This window comes from Crossiella sp. NPDC003009, assembly GCF_053591555.1.
Genome location: NZ_JBSFUA010000009.1, coordinates 208,976 through 225,407 on the forward strand (window position 1 = coordinate 208,976; position 16,432 = coordinate 225,407).

Consider the following 16,432-nt stretch of genomic DNA (forward strand, 5'->3'; position numbering starts at 1 on the left):
GATGCACTGCGCGCAGCAGGGTGGATGCGGCAGTTGGGTCTGGACGCTAGGACGCGCGCACTTATCGCCATAACCCTACGAATGGACGACGAGATTCAGTTTTAAGAAGTAACCGCCCGGGAACGGGGACTCCATGACGACGGCACTGCTGTCCCGCCACGCGGAAGCGCTGGACCTCTTCGGCGGGCTGGTGCACGCGGTCCGCGGTCCGGCCTGGGACGCCCCGACCCCGTGCGCGGAGTGGTCGGTGCGCGACCTGGTCGGTCATCTCACCGGCGAGCAGCTGTGGGTGCCCGCGCTGGTCACGCAGCGGCGGAGCCCGGAGGAGGTCGGCGCGGAGTTCGACGGCGACGTGCTCGGCGATGACCCGGTCGGGGTGTGGGTCAAGGCGGCCGAAGCGGCGCGGGCGGCGTTCAACCAGCCGGGCGCGCTAGAGGGCACGGTCGCGCTGTCCTACGGGTCGAGCCCGGTGGCCGACTACTGCGCGGAGATGACCCTGGACGCGGTGGTGCACAGCTGGGACCTGGCCAAGGCGATCGGGTCCGACGACCGGCTGCCGGCGCAGCTGGTGGAGTTCGCGCTGGCCAGAGTGCTGCCGAAGGCGGATGAGTTCGCCGACGGGCAGTACTTCGGCGAACCGGTGGAGGTGCCGGAAGACGCCGACGACCAGACCCGGCTGCTGGCGATCCTGGGCCGCCGCCGGGACTGGACTGCTTAAAGCGCGAGGACTGACGGGTCGACACGCACCGGCACCGGTGCCGCGGTGATGGTGGCCGGACTCCCCGACTCGACCTGGGCCACAGCCGCGTACCTGCCGTCGTCGAGCCGATAGGCAGTGACCGTTGGCTCAGCCAACCTATCCTGGTCCACGGTCCAGACGAACGGCACCCCGGCACCCGCGTAGGCGGCGAACTTGGCCTCCCGTTCTGACAGGTCGTTGTCCGAAGACCAGACTTCGCCGACCAACCGGACGTCGGTGGCGGCGAAGCTCAGTCCGCGTGGTTCGACACCGAGCAGGACGACGTCCGGGATCAGGGCGGTACGCCGCGACCTGCTGATTTCGACGTTCACGGCCGGCACGACGTATAGGTCCGATCGGCCGGCAGCGGTCACGGCGTCATCCAGCAGCCTGGCGAGTTTGCCGGTGGCCCACTGGTGCGGTCCGGACGGCGCTGGGGTGACGTGCAGGCGCCCCAGGATCAGTTCGACGCGGGAACCGTCCACCGTTGGTTCCATGTCGAGCCATTCCTCGACTGTGCACGGACCCACGCTGATCAGACGTCCTCCCGGTCCAGCCCCGCGCCGTCCCACGTGGTGTGCGTGCAGGCGACGCCCCCGCCGTTCTTCGGCCGGAGCACGTCGTAGATGTGCATGCGCGGGATCTTCCCGGACACCCCCCAGCCGCTGGGCCAGGTGATGATCCAGTCCATGTCCAGGTCGACCAGCAGGCCGAGCATGCGGGCGATGGTGGGGTCGTCGAGGCGTTCGAAGGCCTCGTCCAACAGGACCAGGCGGAGTGGGTGCCAGCCTTCCTCGTTGGCGCTGACCGCGTCGTAGAAGCTGGCCGCGGCGGCGAAGAGGGTCACGTAGGAGACCAGGCGGGTCTCGCCGGAGGAGAGCTGGCGGAGGCGGCGGACCCTGGGCTTGCTGTCCGGGCCGGTGTCGCGCACCCGGACGGTGAAGGAGTACCAGGAGCGGTAGTCCAGGGCGCGGCCCAGGATCTCGGCGTAGCCGGCGGAGTGGGCGTCGCGTTCGGCCTCGATGCGTTCGGTGAAGGCACGGCGCAGGGTGGCGTCCTGGTCCTGGCTGCGCTGGGCGAAGGGGGTGCGGACCAGTTCCAGCGCGTCCCTGGTGGCCTCGTCGAGGGCGGCCGAGGGACGCCATTCCAGCTGGACGTGCACGCCCTGGCTGGAGCGGGCCCGGTCGAGCACCTCGTTCATCCGGCGGCACAGGTCCTCGGCCACCGCGATCTGGCTGCGCAGGCGTTCGGCCAGGTCGCGCATCAGGTAGTCCGAGAAGATCTCCTGGTAGCGCTCGCCGAGGTAGCCGCGCTGGTCGGCGAGGCGGGTGGCGACCAGGGCGGCCGCGTCGGCGACCGGGCGCGGGCCGTCCTCGGAGGTGACCGTGACGGTGAGGATGCCTGCGGTGGTCTCAGCGGTGATGTTGTGCGAGCCGGCCAGTGCCGACTGGAGTGCCTGGAGGCGGCCGATCACGGTGCCCTCGCTGGCCGGGCGGCGGTCCTCGGCCGCGCCGAGGCGTTCGGCGGTGGCCAGCAGGTTGTCGGTGTCCGGCGGTTCGGCATCGGGCAGGGCGGCGCTCCACACGCCGGGGGCGGCCAGGGTGTCCCGGAAGGCCGCCTCGGCGGTGCTGACCTCCTGCTGGCGGCCGGTGCGCTGCTGCTGCTTGGTCTCCAGCAGGGTGGCGATCTTGGTGGCCTCCTCGCGGACCTCGGCCACCCGCTCGCGCGCGCCGGGCAGGTCGGCCTTGGCCCGCTTGTGCTCGGCCTCCAGCGCGGCCAGCGACTCGGCGACCTGCTTGGCCTCGCCGCCGATGGCCGAGGTCAGCTCGGCCAGCGCGGCCGCCTGCTCGGCGTACTCGGCGCAGCGGGACTCGGCCTGCGCCTCGGCCTGCTCCCGGTCGCCCAGGGCGACCCGGTGGTTGTGCAGGGCGTCGGCCAGCTGACGGATCGAGCCGGCGCAGCGTTCGGTGAGGGCCTCCTTGAGGCCGTCCACGGTGCCGCGGACCTGCTCGGCGGCCCGGTGCGCCTGTTCCAGCGCGGCGGTGTCGGCCGACAGCCCGGCCTCGGTGGCGGCGTGGGTCAGCTCGGACTGCACGGCCCGCCAGTGGTCCTCGGCGTGCGAGTGCTCCTCGCGCAGGGTCAGCGCGCGGTGCTCGGCCTCCTCGGCGCTTTCCTTGGCCCCGGCCAGCCGGGCGTGCGCGGCGATCAGCTCGTCGTCGTGCGGGAAGGCGGCCAGGTGCTTCTCCCAGCCGGTGGCCTGCCTGCGCAGGGCCTCCAGGTGCTGCTGGGCGGTGGCCAGCTCGCCGCGCCGCTGCTCCAGCTCGTCCTCCAGGCCGAGGATGCGCCGTTGCCGGGCGGCCTCGCGGGCCCCGGCGCCGATGTGCTCGGCGGCCTCCTTGACCGAGGAGCCGGAGAGCACGCCGGCGCGCCAGCGGCCGTCGGTGGACAGGGCGAGCGCGGTGTCCGGCAGGTCCTCGCCGGGACCGGCCAGGGCGACCGCGGCCAGCAGCGAGCCGACCAGGTCGGCCGGGACGGGGCTGTCGGGTTCGGCGGCGGTGGTCAGCGCCTCGGCCAGGGTGCGGCCGGGGGCGGTCGCGGCGGCGCCGGCGACCACCTCGGCGGAGCCGGCGCGGGCCAGGGTGCCGTCGGCACGGACCCAGGCCGTGAGCAGGCCGCTGGCCTGCATCGCGGCTTCCAGTCCGGCGCGTTCGGCCTCGGGCAGGCCCTCGGCGAAGTCGACCAGGCGGTAGAAGGACTCGCCCAGGTCGGCCGGCCGGTCACCGGCGGGCAGTTCCGGGGCGCGTTCCTGGCCGCGGCGCAGGGCGGCGAGCTCGGTCTCGCGTTCCCGGATGGCCTCGCGGACGGTGGCGCAGGCCTGGTCGGCGGCGACCACCCGCTGGGTAGCGGACTGCAGGTGCGGGGTGCCCCACTGGCGGAACTCCTCGCGCACCGCGCGCGCCCCGGCCCGGTCGATGACCAGGCTCTCCGGCTGCGGCGGCGCCGGCCGGTCCACCTCGGTGCCGCCCTCGGGCGCGGCCTCGGCCCACTCGCGGACCTGGTTGGCCCAGTGCTCGGCGTGTTCGCGCAGCTCCTGCGCGGTCTGGTTGCGGCGGCCCGCGGCGTCGGTCGCGCCGATCTGGGCTTCCTTGGCGTTGCGCTGGAGCTCCTCGACCTTGCGCAGCGCCCGGTCGGACTCCACCGCCCGCTGGTGCAGCATCAGGGTGAGCGCGCCGCGCTGGCGCACCTCGGTGGCGGCCTCGGCGGCCTGGTTGGCCGCGGTGGCCAGTGCTTCCAGCAGCTCGTCGGGGTCGAGTTCGGGCACGGCGCGGCGGGTGACCGGCAGCGGCGCGGCCTCGGCCTCCGGCTTGGCCCTGACCGGCTCGGTGGTCTCGGTGACCTCGGCGGGCGGCACGGTCGGCACCACCGGGCACAGGCCGCGGTCCAGGCCCGCGGTGTGCAGCAGCTGACCGGCCCGGTCGGCCAGGTCCTGCGCGGCGGCGGTGTCCCGGCCGAGGCGGTCCAGCACGGAGAGCACCGAGTCGACGCCGCGGTCCTCCTGGGCGCGCTGCCTGCTGGCCACCTCCAGCGCGGTCTCGGCGGCCTTGCGGGTGTTGGCGACCAGCTTCTCCCGGTCGGCCAGGTCGCGCATGCCCTGGTAGGCGGGCAGCGCCTTGAGCGCCTCGATCCGCATGGCCAGTTCGCTCTCGGCCTCTTCGAGGGCGGCGACCTGGGCGTCGGCGGCGGTGCGCTCCTCCTGCGCGGTGGCCTTGCGGCGTTCCAGCCTGCTCAGCTCGGCGAGCAGGCGCTGGAGGGTGTCGTGCGCGGCCTTGACCCCTTCGGCGGCGGTGCGCAGCGCGGCCAGGGCGTAGCCGGAGTAGGCGGTGAGGAAGGTGCGCAGCGCGCCGTCGGCGGTGGTGAGCCGGACGATGTTCTCCCTGATCGACTCCAGGTCGTCGAAGGAGGTGGCCAGCCGTTCGATCAGCCCGGCCTCCAGCGGCGGCAGCGCGTCGCTGAGGATCTGCTCCAGCTGGCCCTCGAGGACCTTGAGGCCGACGTCGGGGTTGCGCAGGGTGCGCTGCAGGTGCAGCAGGTCGCCATAGCGGTCGGCTGGCACGCCGTAGACGCTTTCCGCGATCCGGGCCCGGAAGCCCGCTTCTTCCAGCACCGCGTCCGCGCCGAGCAGCTCGCGCAGCTGGCCGGGGCCGACCGGCACCCGGTCCGCGCCGACCAGCAGGACGTCCTTGCCCACCCGGCACGGGGTGATGAACCGCCAGGAGTCGCTGACCTGCTGCGAGGTCTTGGACGCCTTCACGCCGATGCCGCAGGTCAGGTACTCGTCCTGGCCCGCGTCGTCGGTGCGCACCAGCTCGATCCAGGCGTAGCCGATCCGGTTCGGCCCGCCCTGGTAGTCATCGAGCATCAGCCGCCGGATGCTGACCGTGTCGAAGCCCTTGGAACCCATCTGCCGCAGCTCGCCGTCCAGGCACAGCGGCAGCAGCAGCTCCAGGGTGCGGGACTTGCCGGAGCCGTTGGTGCCCTGGAAGATCACCCGGCCGCCGGAGAAGTCGAACTCCTGCTCGGCGTACTGCCAGATGTTGACGATGCCGCCCCGGTTGAGCCGCCAGCGGTTCACGCGGGTCCCTCCTCATCAAAAAGCGACCAGCTCGCCGGCGGCGGCGGCGCTTCTTCCTTTTCCTGGGCAGTGTTGCTGCCAGGGGTGTCATCGGGTTCGGGCACCCACCGGTGCGCCACGGGGGAGAGCAGCCAGTCCGGCTCCTCCCAGCGCGCCAGGCCGGTGTTGACCAGCAGTTCGAGCACCTCGTCGACCAGTCCGTCGATGTCCTCGGTGGCCTGCTTGGACCAGGCGGCCGGGTAGGACTCGACCAGCTCGGCGCAGATCTGCTGCAACCGCTGCCGGGACACCGGGTGCCTGCCGTCGGCGCGCGCCTCGTGCTCGGCCAGCAGCTCCGGCAGGGACAGCAGCGCGACGCGGGCGACCGTGCCGGTGGAGGGGAAGGCCAGGTCGGTGAGGTACTCCTCGGGATCGGTGACCGCGATCCCCTCCAGCCGCGCCTCGGTGACCAGCCCGAAGCAGCGGTCCAGCAGCAGCGACTCGCGGCGCTGGTTCTTCTTCAGCCAGGAGGCCTGCTCCGGCGGCAGGTCGGCGTGCAGCACCACCGGGTTCTCCACCAGCCTGCGGCGCACCGCGTGCTCGGTGGTCTGCTCCATCCCGGCCGGTCCGGCCTCGGCGGCCTTGGCCACCAGCTCCTCCGGGGTGTCCACGTCGCCGACCGGTCCGGCCAGCAGGTGGCCGAGCACGTCGGTGTCCACGGTGATCAGCGCCTCGGTGATGGCGTCGCCGGACCAGGTGGACACCGAGCCCTCGGTCTCGGTGATCACGCCGAGGCCGAGCAGGTGGCGCAGCGCGGCGGTCAGCGCGCGCCGGTCGCCGAGGTCGTCGACCACCTCGATGCCCGCTTCCACCGCGGCCGCGCGAACCTCGGTGACCAGCCGGGACAGCAGCACCTGGCGGCCGACGCCGGTGAGCGCGGCCATGGTCAGCGCGACGTAGGCGTAGCCGCGCGGGGACAGGCCGGGCTCGCCCCTGGTGGGGTCGGCGCCGGGGCCCGCCTTGTACAGCCGGGCGTAGCGGCGCTGCACGACCAGGCGGTAGCCCAGCAGTGAGGCGAACAGGTCGTGCAGGGCGTTGCGGTGCCGGAACACCAGCGGCAGCAGATCGCCGTCCGGGCCGTCGGCGCGCAGCAGCGGGCGGCGCAGCAGGGTGCGGGCGCAGCGGGTCACGTTGGCCGCGTCGATGTCGGAGAGCTCGTCCAGGATGCCGATCCCGCTGGGCTTGCGGCTCACTGCCGCGCCCCCAGTGAGACGGCCGCGTGGTGCAGGGTCAGCACCCCACCCGAGGTGGCGATCCGCGTCACCTGGTCGGGGACGTGGTCAATGGTCAGCCGCAGCCCGTGCACGGGGTCGGCGGCCGAGCCGGTGTCGGTGTCCCGCTCGCGCTGCGCCATGGCCATGGTCAGCAGCTCGCAGAGCACCTCGAGGGCCTCGGCGGAGAGGTTGCTGGTGGCCAGCGCGGGCGCGGCGGCGGAGAGCTCGGCCACCGCGGCGGCCCGCTGCCGGTCGGCCTCCCTGGCCTGGGCGAGCAGGGTCTCCTGGAGCATCGGGTCGTCCTGGATGCGCGAGGCCCGGCCGCGCGCGCCGCGGTCGCCCCGGCTGCGCACGCTGACCGTCACCTCTACCACCGGGCCGTCCCGCCAGGGCGTGTGCTCGTCGTCGCCGTCGTGCTCGGGCGCGGGCAGCAGGTGCCGGGCGGAGTAGAGGCCGAAGGCGGCGGCGTAGAGCTCGTGCGAGCGGTGCGGACCGGCCGCGTCCAGCCAGCCGGCCAGCTGCAGCAGCTCGGCCCGGCGGCTGGGCAGCAGCCCGCCGCCCGCGGTGGCGCGCTTGACGCTGGCCAGCAGCGAGCCGATGGCGCGGGCGGTGGCCTCGCGCAGCGCGGTGACCTGGCTCGGGCGGCCGGGCCGGTCGGCGAACCAGTCGGTCAGCTCCCGCCAGTCGGTCTCCGAACGGCCGCGCCCGCGCTCCACCGCGATGCCCAGGCGTTCGGTCGGGCCGAGGATGCGCAGCAGCTCGCCGCGGGCGTTGGCCAGCCCGGCCAGCGACTCGGCGATGGCCGGGGTGTGCCGGAGCACGTCCTCGACGACCATCTGGATGTACTCGACCAGCAGGTTGCGGAAGCCGGAGATCTCCTCCGGGTCGAGGTGGAACCGGGTGACCACCTGACCGAGGTATGCGTAGAAGTCACGCACGGTGACCGCGAGCTCGGCGTGCTGCAGGAACAGCGTGGTGACCTGCTCAGCCAGCTCCTCCTTGGCCCGCTTCGCGCTGGCCGACCCCGGCGCCTGCCGCTCGGCGACCATCGCCTGGGACAACGTGCCGCCCAGCTTGGCCAGGCCGCGCTCGATCGCGGGCAGCAGCTCGCGGGAGACCTCGCGCGCGCCCTCGGGCACCCTGAGCAGCTCGTCCACGTCCCGCTGCACCCGCACCGCGAGCTTGTTGATCTGGTACCGGAACGCGCCGCGGACGAACTCGGCGATGCTGGCCGCGATGGTCTCCCGCCGGCCCTGCACCAGGTTCCCCCAGTCCTTGAGCCGTTTCAGCCGGTCGGCCACGGTGTCGGGGTCGGACTCGCCGATGTCCAGGCGGCCCTCGCGCTCCAGCGGCTTCAACGCGGCGGCGACCTCGTTCGGGGACAGGTCGGGCAGCAGCGTCGCGGTGAACAGCCGCATGATCGCCACGTAGGTCCTGGTGTGCTCAGCGTTGAGGTAGGAGTAGAGCCGGAGCCGGCCCTCACCGCCCGCTGGGTCGCTTTGAGTCACGGACGGCCACATTAGAGGCTGGGGGCTGGCCGGGCAGAATCCTGGGTCGCCGGGGGCGCTAACGTCACCCGTCAGACTTCACGTGAGGCAAGGGGGGCAGGGGATGAGTGGCGCGGCTCGGGCGATCGGCCTGCTGCTGGGCGCGGCCGCCGACGTGGTGGTCGGGGACCCGCGGCGCGGACATCCGGTGGCCGCCTTCGGCACGGTGGCCGCCGGTCTGGAGAAGCTGCTCTACCGGGACCACCGGGCGCCGGGGGTGGCGCACGTGCTGGTGCTGACCGGGGGCGCGGTGCTGCTCGGGGCGGCCGCGGAGAAGCTGGGCAGGCGGTCCCCGGTGACCCAGGCGGCGACCACCGCGGTGGCCACCTGGGCGGTGCTGGGCGGCTGCTCGCTGGCCAACGAGGGCACGCTGATGGGCCGCGCGCTGGACGGCGGGCACCTGGACGAGGCCAGGCAGCGGCTGCCGAACCTGTGCGGCCGTGACCCGGAGGCGCTGGACGCGCTGGGCCTGGCCCGGGCCACCGTGGAGTCGGTCGCGGAGAACACCTCGGACGCGCAGGTAGCCCCGCTGTTCTGGGGCGCGGTGGCCGGGGTGCCCGGCCTGCTGGCCTACCGGGCGATCAACACCCTGGACGCGATGGTCGGGCACCGCTCGCCGCGCTACCGCAACTTCGGCTGGGCCGCGGCCCGGCTGGACGACGTGGTCAACCTGGTCCCGTCCCGGCTGGCCGCGATGCTGACCGCGGCGGGCGCGCCGGTGGTCGGCGGTTCGGCCAAGCACGCCTGGCGGACCTGGCGGCTGGACGCCTCGGCGCACCCGAGCCCGAACGCCGGTCAGGTGGAGGCGGCCTTCGCCGGCGCGCTGGAGATCCGGCTGGGCGGGCGCACGGTGTACAAGCACGGCGCGGAGGAGCGGCCGGTGCTCGGCGACGGGCGCAACCCGGACGCCGGGCACGTCACCAGGGCGGTAGAGCTGTCCAGGGTGGTCGGCGGGCTGTCCGCGGTGGCCTCAGCGGCGGCCGCCGTAGCGATCGGCGGTCTGCGGCGCGGGCGTCGGCGCCGGGGTTGACGGGTCGTCCCCGTCGTCCTCTTCCTCGTCCTCGTCCGCTTCGGGGTGCGCCTCGCGCCAGAGCAGGAAGACCAGCCCGACCGGGGCCATGATGCCGAAGGCGATCCACTGCAGGGCGTAGGAGAAGTACGGCCCCGACACCAGCTCCGGCAGCGGCAGCAGGCCGAGCACGCCGGGCTGGCCGGAGTTGAGCTGCACGTAGCCCGGCCGCAGGTCCAGGCCGGTGGCCTTGCCCAGCACGGTGGGGTCGATGGTGTAGATCTGCCGCTTGCCGTCCTGGTCCAGCACCTCTTGCCGGCTGGAGTCGATCTCGCTGGCCCGTACCCGGCCGACCACGGTCACCTCGCCGCCCGGCGCGGCGTCGTAGGCCACCGGCTTGGTGCCCTGCTCGACCTTGATGTAGCCCCGGTTGACCACCACGGTCTGCCCAGAGTTCAGGCGCAGCGGGGTGAGCACCTCGAAGGCGGCCTTGCCCTCGGCCTTGCGCAGCCGGACCAGCGTCTCGGCCTCCGGCAGGTACCGCCCGGTCAGCTTGACCTGCTGCCACTGCTTGTCCGCCGGGTTGGCGCCGGGCGGCAGCGCGGTCTCGTAGTCGGCGGCCTGGGAGTCCAGCGAGCCGGTGATCGCGGTGTTCTGCGCCTCCCGGCGCTGGTCCTGCCGGAACTGCCAGGGCGCCAGGATCCACAGGCAGGCCGCGGAGAACAGCAGCACGAACCCGATCAGGGCCAGCCAGCCCGGTCGCAGCAGGAACTTCCAACGCACCCCACCACGGTAGGCGGCGCGGTCACCCGGCCGGTGGCCGCCCCCTGCCGGTCAGCGCGGCCCTGGCCGCCTCGACCGCGCGGGCGGGGTAGTCGCCGCCGAAGAGCACCACGTGCACCAGCAGCGGGAACAGCTGGTGCAGCGGCACCCGCGCCCGCCAGCCCTCGGCCAGCGGCGCGACCTCCTGGTAGGCGCCCAGGATCCGGTCCAGCTGCGGGCAACCGAACAACTGGAGCATGGCCAGGTCGCTTTCGCGGTGCCCGCCGTGCGCGGCCGGGTCGATCAGGTGCACGCCGTCCGCGCCCCAGAGCACGTTGCCGGACCACAGGTCGCCGTGCAGCCGGGCCGGTGGCTCCGGCGGTCCGGCGAGCCCGGCGATCCGGTCGCAGACCTCGTGCACCGGCCGGGGGTCGGGCAGGTCCGCGGCACGCAGGTAGGGCTCGATGCGGTGGGTGGCGAAGAACTCCGGCCAGTCCGGCCCGGGCTCGTTGCGCATCGGCGCCGCGCCGATCCAGGCGTCGGCCGGACCACCCGGCGGTGGGCAGCCGAACGCGCTCGCGCCGCTGGCGTGCAGCGCGGCCAGCTGCCGCCCGAACCGCTCGGCCGCCTCGGGCGTGGGCTCGCCGGGAGGCACCCAGTCCAGCACCAGCCAGCGCTCGTCGTGCCCGTGCACCACCGGGACCGGCACCGCGTTCGCGGCCGCCAGCCAGCTCAGCCCGGCCGCCTCGGCCACGCTGCTGCCCTCGGCCGCGGACTTGGCGACCACCTCCCGGCCGTCGGCCAGCGTGGCCCGGAACACCTCGGCCGCGCTGCCGCCCGCCGGGCGCACGTGGACGGGTTCGCTGCCGGTGAGCCTGCCGATCGGTGCGGTCACAGCTTCTGCCGCACCCAGTCCAGCAGGCCCGGCGTGGCCGCCTCCACCATGGCCAGCACCTCCTCGAAGTCCGCGTCCTCGCCGTAGTACGGGTCGGGCACGTCCAGGTCGCCGTCGGCGGCCGGGTCGAAGGAGCGCAGCAGCCGGACCTCGCCGGTGACCAGGCGGCGCAGCTCGCGCAGGTGCCCGGAGTCCAGCGCCAGGAACAGGTCCGCCTCCGAATGCGCGGGACCGACCTGCGCGGCGGTGTGCTCGGTCGGGTAGCCGTGCCGGGCCAGCACCGCGCGCGCCCGGTGGTCGGCCTGCTCGCCGACGTGCCAGGACCCGGTGCCCGCACTGGTCACGGTCACCCGCCCGTCGAGTCCGGCGCGGCGCAGGTGCTCGCGGACGACGATGGCGGCGATGGGGGACCGGCAGATGTTGCCGGTGCAGACGAAGCTGAGGTGCACCAGGCCAGTCTGCGCTACTTCGGCACGTCGACGTACTCGTTGGGGTCGGCCGCGGCGGGATCGATCATCAGCCGCACGCTGTGGTAGCCCAGCGCGTACCGGCCGCGGGACGGGTCCCAGCGGGAGTACTCGGCCAGCGCCTGGCGCTTGCGGGCCAGCTGGTCCGGGGTGAGCCGCTGCACGTGGTCCGCGGTGCGCTCGTGCTGCGGGAAGGTGTAGCCGTAGACCCAGTAGAAGCGGAAGTCGCTGATCCGCCCGCGCAGGCTCTCCGCGGCGTCCCGGCAGGCCGCGTGCGTCTTGTTCGGCTCGCTCGGGTCGCCGCCGTAGATGTAGTCCCGCCAGCCGCTGACCAGCTTGTGCGAGGCGCCGGGGTAGCGGGCCTCGAAGTCCAGGATCGTCCTGCGGACGTAGTCGACGAAGGCCGGATAGTCGGTCCACGCGCCGTCCGGCTGCCTCATGTTGATCACCTTGTGCACGCCGAGCCGCTTGGCGGCCGCGGTGAACTCGGCGGTGCGCGCGGCCACCACGTCGTCCAGGCTGAGCTGGATCCGGTGGCCGGGATCGCCGGCGGGACAGGCGGAACCGAGGTTGCAGCCGCCGTTGATGATGTCGATCAGCCCGCCGTTCTCGCCCCTGGTGAGCAGCACCAGGTACACCGGCCGCCCGGCCTCCTTGTGCGCCCGGATCGAACCGGCCATCGCGATCGACTCGTCGTCCTGGTGCGGGGCGTAGAAGATCGCGGGCCTGGCCGCGGCGGCCGCGGTGCCCGCGCCGACGGCGAGTCCGCCCAGGGTCGCCGCGGAGACGCCGAGCAGGCGGCGGCGGGAGAGTCCGTCGAGGTCGGTCATGGAGTCACGCTATAGATCCGATGACTTAGCCTGCCACTGTGACTAGCCACAGCGCCGAGCGTGCCCTCCTCCGCCACCACGGCGATGTCGAGGCCGCGCCCGGCCTGGCCGACTTCGCGGTCAACGTGCGCCTGCCCAGCCCGCCCGCCTGGCTGCGCGAGCGGCTGGCGGCAGCGCTGGACGGCCTCGGCCGCTACCCGGGGGCCGGGGAGGACCTGGCCGCGCGGGTCGCGGCGGGCCTGCGGCACGGCCGCTCGCCGGAGCAGGTGCTGATCCTCAACGGGGCGGCCGAGGGGTTCGCGCTGCTGCCCAGGCTGGCTCCCCGGCTGGCCGCGGTGGTGCACCCGTCCTTCACCGAGCCGGACGTGGCGCTGCTGGACGCCGGGGTGCCGCTGACCAGGGTGCAGCTGCGCGCAGAGGACGGGTACGCGCTGCGGCCCGAGCTGGTGCCCGAGGAGGCCGACCTGGTGGTGGTGGGCAACCCGACCAACCCCACCTCGGTGCTGCACCCGGCCGACACGCTGCGCGCCTTGGCCCGGCCGGGGCGGGTGCTGGTGGTGGACGAGGCGTTCGCGGACGCGGTGCCCGGTGAACCGGAGTCCGTGGCAGGCGAAGACATCCGAGGTCTGCTCGTGCTGCGCAGCCTGACCAAGACCTGGGGACTGGCCGGGCTGCGCGCCGGGTACGCCCTCGCCGCGCCGGAGCTGCTCGGGCGGCTGGCCGCGCTTCGTCCACAGTGGCCGGTGAGTAGCCTGGTGCTGACCGCGGTGGCGGCCTGCTGCGCCCCGGAAGCCGTGCGGGAGGCGGAGATCGCCGCGCACGAGGGGGTCGCGCACCGGGTGGCGCTGGCGGCGGCGCTGGCCGAGCTGCCCGGCATCGAGGTGTGCGGGCCGGCGGCGGGGCCGTTCCTGCTGCTGCGGGTGCGGGACGGGGAACGGGTGCGGATCCGGTTGCGGGAGCGGGGCGTCGCGGTGCGGCGGGCCGACACCTTCCCCGGCCTGGACGCCGACCACCTGCGGGTCGCGGTACGGCCGCCGGAGCAGGCGGCCGTACTGCTCAAGGCACTGGAGGAAGAAGTGGTGTGCGGATGAGCCCGGCCCTGGCCGAGGTGGTCGCGGCGATCGAGGCGGCCTACCCGCCCCGGCTGGCCGAGTCCTGGGACGCGGTCGGCCTGGTGTGCGGCGACCCGGCCGAACCGGTGCGCAAGGTGCTGGTCTGCGTCGACCCCGTTGAGTCCACTGTGGACGAAGCCATCGAGATCGGCGCGCAGCTGGTGCTCGCCCATCACCCGCTGCTGCTGCGCGGGGTGCACGGGGTCCCGGCCGACGACGCCAAGGGCCGCCTGGTGCACAAGCTGATCCGCAACGGCGCGGGGCTGCTCTGCGCGCACACCAACGCCGACTCCGCCGACCCCGGGGTCTCCGACGCGCTGGCCGAGGCGCTCGGCCTGCGGGTCACCGGACCGCTGGACGCCAAGCCCGCCGACCCGGTGGACGCGCTGAGCGTGGTCGTGCCAGCCGGGCATACCGAGTCGCTGCTGGCCGCGCTGTTCGCCGCGGGCGCGGCCCAGCTCGGCGACGACTACCGCGAGGCCGCGTTCCTGTCCGAGGGCACCGCCCAGTTCCGCCCGCTGGCCACCGCCGACCCCGCGGTCGGCGCTCGCGGCGAGCTGCACCGCGGCCCGGAAACCAAGATCGAGACCGTGCTGCCCCGGCGGCGGCGCGCGGCCGTGCTGGCCGCCCTGCGCGCCGCGCACCCATATGAAAGCCCCGCCTACGACCTGCACGAGCTGGCCGAGGAGCCGTCCAGCCTCGGCATCGGCCGGATCGGCGAGCTGGCCGAGCCCGAGCCGTTCGGCGCGTTCGTGCAGCGGGTGGCGGTGGCCCTGCCGGAGACCGCATGGGGCGTGCGCGCCGCCGGCGAGCCGGAACGCCTGGTGCGCAGGGTCGCGGTCTGCGGCGGCGCGGGCGACTCGCTGCTCGGCGCCGCGACCAGGGCGGGGGTCGACGCCTACGTCACCGCCGACCTGCGCCACCACCCCGCCGGGGAGCATCTGGCCCAGTCCGGCACCCCCATGCTCGTCGACGTCGCGCACTGGGCCAGCGAGTGGCCGTGGTGCGCACAGGCGGCCGACGTCATCCGCCGGGCGTTCCCCGGTACCGTCGAGGCCCACGTCTCCACACGACGCACCGATCCGTGGACGCTTGCCGCGTCCGCGACAGGGAGGACCACCGCGTGAAAGCCGATCCCGCCGTGCAGAAGCGGCTGCTCGACCTCGCCGAGGTCGACGCCGAGCTGAACCGTGCCACCCACCGGCGGCGCACCCTGCCGGAGCTGGCCGAGATCACGACGGCCGAACAGGAGCTCCGCACCCGCAAGGACGCGGTGGTGGCGGTGGAGACCACGCTGGCCGACCTGGACCGGGACGCCAAGCGGCTGGACACCGAGATCGACCAGGTCCGCGCCCGCGAGGACCGGGACCGCACGCTGCTGGACTCCGCCGACGCCAAGCGCTCGGTCGACCTCCAGCACGAGCTGGAGACCCTGGCCCGCCGCAGGGGCATCCTGGAGGACGAGTCGCTGGAGCTGATGGAGCGCCGCGAGGCGGTCGAGATGGACGTCCAGCACGCCCGCGCCCAGGAGGGCCTGGCCCAGGAGAAGCTGGCCGACGCCCAGCGCCGCCGGGACGAGGCCTTCGCCGACCTGGAGACCATCGAGGCCCGCTCCGGCGACCGCCGCAAGACCGTGCTGGCCGGCTTGCCCACCGACCTGGTCACCCTCTACGAGCGGATCCGGGCCAAGGGCGGCACCGGCGCCGCGCTGCTCAAGGCCCGCCGCTGCGGCGCCTGCCGGCTGGAGCTGGACCGGATCGCGATCAGCAAGCTGAAGGAGGCGGCCCCGGACGAGGTCGCCCGCTGCGAGGAGTGCGACGCGATCCTGGTGCGCACCGCGGAGTCCGGCCTGTGAGAGTGGTGGTCGAGGCCGACGGCGGGTCCAGGGGCAACCCCGGCCCCGCCGGCTACGGCGCGGTGGTCAGGGACGCCGCCACCGGCGCGGTGCTGGCCGAACGCGCGCAGGGCATCGGCACGGCCACCAACAACGTGGCCGAGTACCAGGGCCTGCTCGCCGGGCTGCGCGCCGCGGCCGAGCTCGGCGCCACCGAGGTGGAGTGCAGGCTGGACTCCAAGCTGGTGGTGGAGCAGCTGGCCGGGCGCTGGAAGATCAAGCACCCCGCACTGCAACCGCTGGCCGCCCAGGCCCGCGAGCTGGCCGCCGGGTTCGACCGGATCAGCTACACCTGGATCCCGCGCGAGCGCAACACCGACGCCGACCGCCTGGCCAACCAGGCCATGGACGCCCAGGCCGACGGCACCCAGCTCACCATCCCGGCCCGCTCGGACACCCGGGCGGACGGCGACCGGCCCACCGCCGCGGCCCGCTCCCACGCCCAGGCCGAAGGCGCCCAGCCCACTGTTCCGGCCCGCTCGGACACCCAGGCCGCGCCCACCTCCTGGACCGGGGCCAAGGGCACCCCCACCCGCCTGATCCTGCTCCGGCACGGCCAGACCGAGATGTCCGCCCAGCGCCGCTACTCCGGTCACGGCGACCCCGCGCTGACCGACCTCGGCCGCCGCCAGGCCGCCGCCGCTGCCAAGCGGCTCAGCGCGTTCACCGAGGTCAGCGCGGTGATCGCGTCCCCGCTGACCCGGACGAGGCAGACCGCGGAGGCCGTCGGCGAGGCGCTGGGCATCGCCCCGGAGACCAGCCAGGGCCTGGTGGAGACGAACTTCGGCGCCTGGGAGGGCCTGACCTTCGCCGAGGCCGCCGAGCGCGACCCCGGGCTGCACTCCCGCTGGCTGGCCGATCCGAGCGTGCCCGCGCCGGGCGGGGAGAGCTTCGACCAGGTGCACCGCAGGGTGGCCGGGGTCAGGGACGAGCTGCTGGCCGGCCGGGCCGAGCAGACCGTGGTGCTGGTCAGCCACGTCACGCCGATCAAGTCACTGCTCCGCCTGGCCCTGGACGTCGGCCCGCAGCTGCTCTTCCGGCTGCACCTGGACCTGGCCTCGATCTCGGTGGCCGAGTTCTACCCGGACGGCAACGCCTCGGTGCGCCTGGTGAACGACACCGCGCATCTGGACTAGTCACGAGACACCGGCGTCCAAAACCGGACAGAAGTTCCCGAAACGAACCGGGTTCGTAAAACAACCGCACCGGGCGGGAGCAGGCAACGGCGCGGAACACCTGCTCCCACCCGGACAACCGGCGGCCTACGGCGTTTCCCGTTCACCGTGCACTG

General features: G+C 74.2%; 14 protein-coding genes. 6 read left to right on the top strand and 8 right to left on the bottom strand.

Annotation, left to right across the window (positions count from 1 at the left end):
* Positions 1 to 133: 133 nt before the first annotated feature.
* Positions 134 to 718, top strand: a complete 585-nt coding sequence (locus ACWDY5_RS13440) for a TIGR03086 family metal-binding protein (protein ID WP_449722484.1) — start codon at positions 134 to 136, stop codon at positions 716 to 718.
* Here ACWDY5_RS13440 and ACWDY5_RS13445 read toward each other — a convergent pair.
* The 4 genes from ACWDY5_RS13445 to ACWDY5_RS13460 are packed head-to-tail and all read right to left on the bottom strand — an operon-like array spanning position 715 to position 8,133.
* Positions 715 to 1,311, bottom strand: a complete 597-nt coding sequence (locus ACWDY5_RS13445; RefSeq protein WP_449722485.1) for a Uma2 family endonuclease — start codon at positions 1,309 to 1,311, stop codon at positions 715 to 717. The genes ACWDY5_RS13440 and ACWDY5_RS13445 overlap by 4 nt on opposite strands.
* Positions 1,275 to 5,372: a TIGR02680 family protein gene (locus tag ACWDY5_RS13450; RefSeq protein ID WP_449722486.1), complete on the bottom strand. Its 4,098-nt coding sequence runs from the start codon at positions 5,370 to 5,372 to the stop codon at positions 1,275 to 1,277. Before ACWDY5_RS13450 ends, ACWDY5_RS13445 begins: the two co-directional genes overlap by 37 nt.
* Complete coding sequence (locus ACWDY5_RS13455) at positions 5,369 to 6,604, bottom strand: TIGR02678 family protein (protein WP_449722487.1); 1,236 nt, start codon at positions 6,602 to 6,604, stop codon at positions 5,369 to 5,371. The genes ACWDY5_RS13450 and ACWDY5_RS13455 overlap by 4 nt, the downstream gene beginning before the upstream one ends.
* Positions 6,601 to 8,133, bottom strand: coding sequence for a DUF2397 domain-containing protein (locus tag ACWDY5_RS13460; protein WP_449722488.1), 1,533 nt, complete (start codon positions 8,131 to 8,133; stop codon positions 6,601 to 6,603). The genes ACWDY5_RS13455 and ACWDY5_RS13460 overlap by 4 nt, the downstream gene beginning before the upstream one ends.
* A gap of 103 nt (positions 8,134 to 8,236) precedes the next feature.
* On the opposite strand from ACWDY5_RS13460, the gene ACWDY5_RS13465 reads away from it, so the two are divergent.
* Positions 8,237 to 9,202: a cobalamin biosynthesis protein gene (locus ACWDY5_RS13465; protein WP_449722489.1), complete on the top strand. Its 966-nt coding sequence runs from the start codon at positions 8,237 to 8,239 to the stop codon at positions 9,200 to 9,202.
* On the opposite strand, the gene ACWDY5_RS13470 is transcribed toward ACWDY5_RS13465, so the two are convergent.
* From ACWDY5_RS13470 to ACWDY5_RS13485, 4 genes are read right to left on the bottom strand one after another with little or no spacing between them, the layout of a single operon-like run.
* A complete protein-coding gene (locus ACWDY5_RS13470; protein WP_449722490.1) occupies positions 9,143 to 9,964 on the bottom strand; it encodes an SURF1 family cytochrome oxidase biogenesis protein in 822 nt (273 codons plus the stop codon). The two genes, ACWDY5_RS13465 and ACWDY5_RS13470, sit on opposite strands and share 60 nt — an antisense overlap.
* Positions 9,965 to 9,986: 22 nt before the next feature.
* The gene (locus tag ACWDY5_RS13475) at positions 9,987 to 10,838 is read right to left on the bottom strand and encodes a fructosamine kinase family protein (RefSeq protein ID WP_449722491.1); all 852 of its coding nucleotides are present in this window, start codon (positions 10,836 to 10,838) and stop codon (positions 9,987 to 9,989) included.
* Positions 10,835 to 11,287 carry a low molecular weight protein-tyrosine-phosphatase gene (locus ACWDY5_RS13480; protein ID WP_252481932.1) on the bottom strand — a complete coding sequence of 151 codons (453 nt, stop codon included), beginning with the start codon at positions 11,285 to 11,287 and terminating at the stop codon, positions 10,835 to 10,837. Before ACWDY5_RS13480 ends, ACWDY5_RS13475 begins: the two co-directional genes overlap by 4 nt.
* Positions 11,288 to 11,301: 14 nt before the next feature.
* Positions 11,302 to 12,135 (bottom strand): PIG-L deacetylase family protein, encoded by an 834-nt coding sequence (locus ACWDY5_RS13485; protein ID WP_449722492.1) that lies wholly within the window; start codon positions 12,133 to 12,135, stop codon positions 11,302 to 11,304.
* 38 nt (positions 12,136 to 12,173) lie between these two features.
* On the opposite strand from ACWDY5_RS13485, the gene cobC reads away from it, so the two are divergent.
* The 4 genes from cobC to ACWDY5_RS13505 are packed head-to-tail and all read left to right on the top strand — an operon-like array spanning position 12,174 to position 16,277.
* On the top strand, positions 12,174 to 13,226 hold the full coding sequence (gene cobC, locus ACWDY5_RS13490) for an Rv2231c family pyridoxal phosphate-dependent protein CobC (RefSeq protein WP_449722493.1): 1,053 nt from the start codon (positions 12,174 to 12,176) through the stop codon (positions 13,224 to 13,226).
* On the top strand, positions 13,223 to 14,374 hold the full coding sequence (locus ACWDY5_RS13495) for a Nif3-like dinuclear metal center hexameric protein (RefSeq protein ID WP_449722494.1): 1,152 nt from the start codon (positions 13,223 to 13,225) through the stop codon (positions 14,372 to 14,374). The genes cobC and ACWDY5_RS13495 overlap by 4 nt, the downstream gene beginning before the upstream one ends.
* A complete protein-coding gene (locus ACWDY5_RS13500; RefSeq protein WP_449722495.1) occupies positions 14,371 to 15,102 on the top strand; it encodes a zinc ribbon domain-containing protein in 732 nt (243 codons plus the stop codon). The genes ACWDY5_RS13495 and ACWDY5_RS13500 overlap by 4 nt, the downstream gene beginning before the upstream one ends.
* 2 nt (positions 15,103 to 15,104) lie before the next feature.
* Positions 15,105 to 16,277: a bifunctional RNase H/acid phosphatase gene (locus ACWDY5_RS13505; RefSeq protein ID WP_449722530.1), complete on the top strand. Its 1,173-nt coding sequence runs from the start codon at positions 15,105 to 15,107 to the stop codon at positions 16,275 to 16,277.
* The last annotated feature ends 155 nt before the right edge of the window (positions 16,278 to 16,432 follow it).

Excerpts from the sequence above, each read along its gene's own strand:
- ACWDY5_RS13485 (WP_449722492.1), bottom strand. The coding sequence starts at position 12,135 with ATGACCGACCTCGACGGACTCTCCCGCCGCCGCCTGCTCGGCGTCTCC.
- ACWDY5_RS13495 (WP_449722494.1), top strand. The coding sequence starts at position 13,223 with ATGAGCCCGGCCCTGGCCGAGGTGGTCGCGGCGATCGAGGCGGCCTAC.
- ACWDY5_RS13440 (WP_449722484.1), top strand. The coding sequence starts at position 134 with ATGACGACGGCACTGCTGTCCCGCCACGCGGAAGCGCTGGACCTCTTC.
- ACWDY5_RS13465 (WP_449722489.1), top strand. The coding sequence starts at position 8,237 with ATGAGTGGCGCGGCTCGGGCGATCGGCCTGCTGCTGGGCGCGGCCGCC.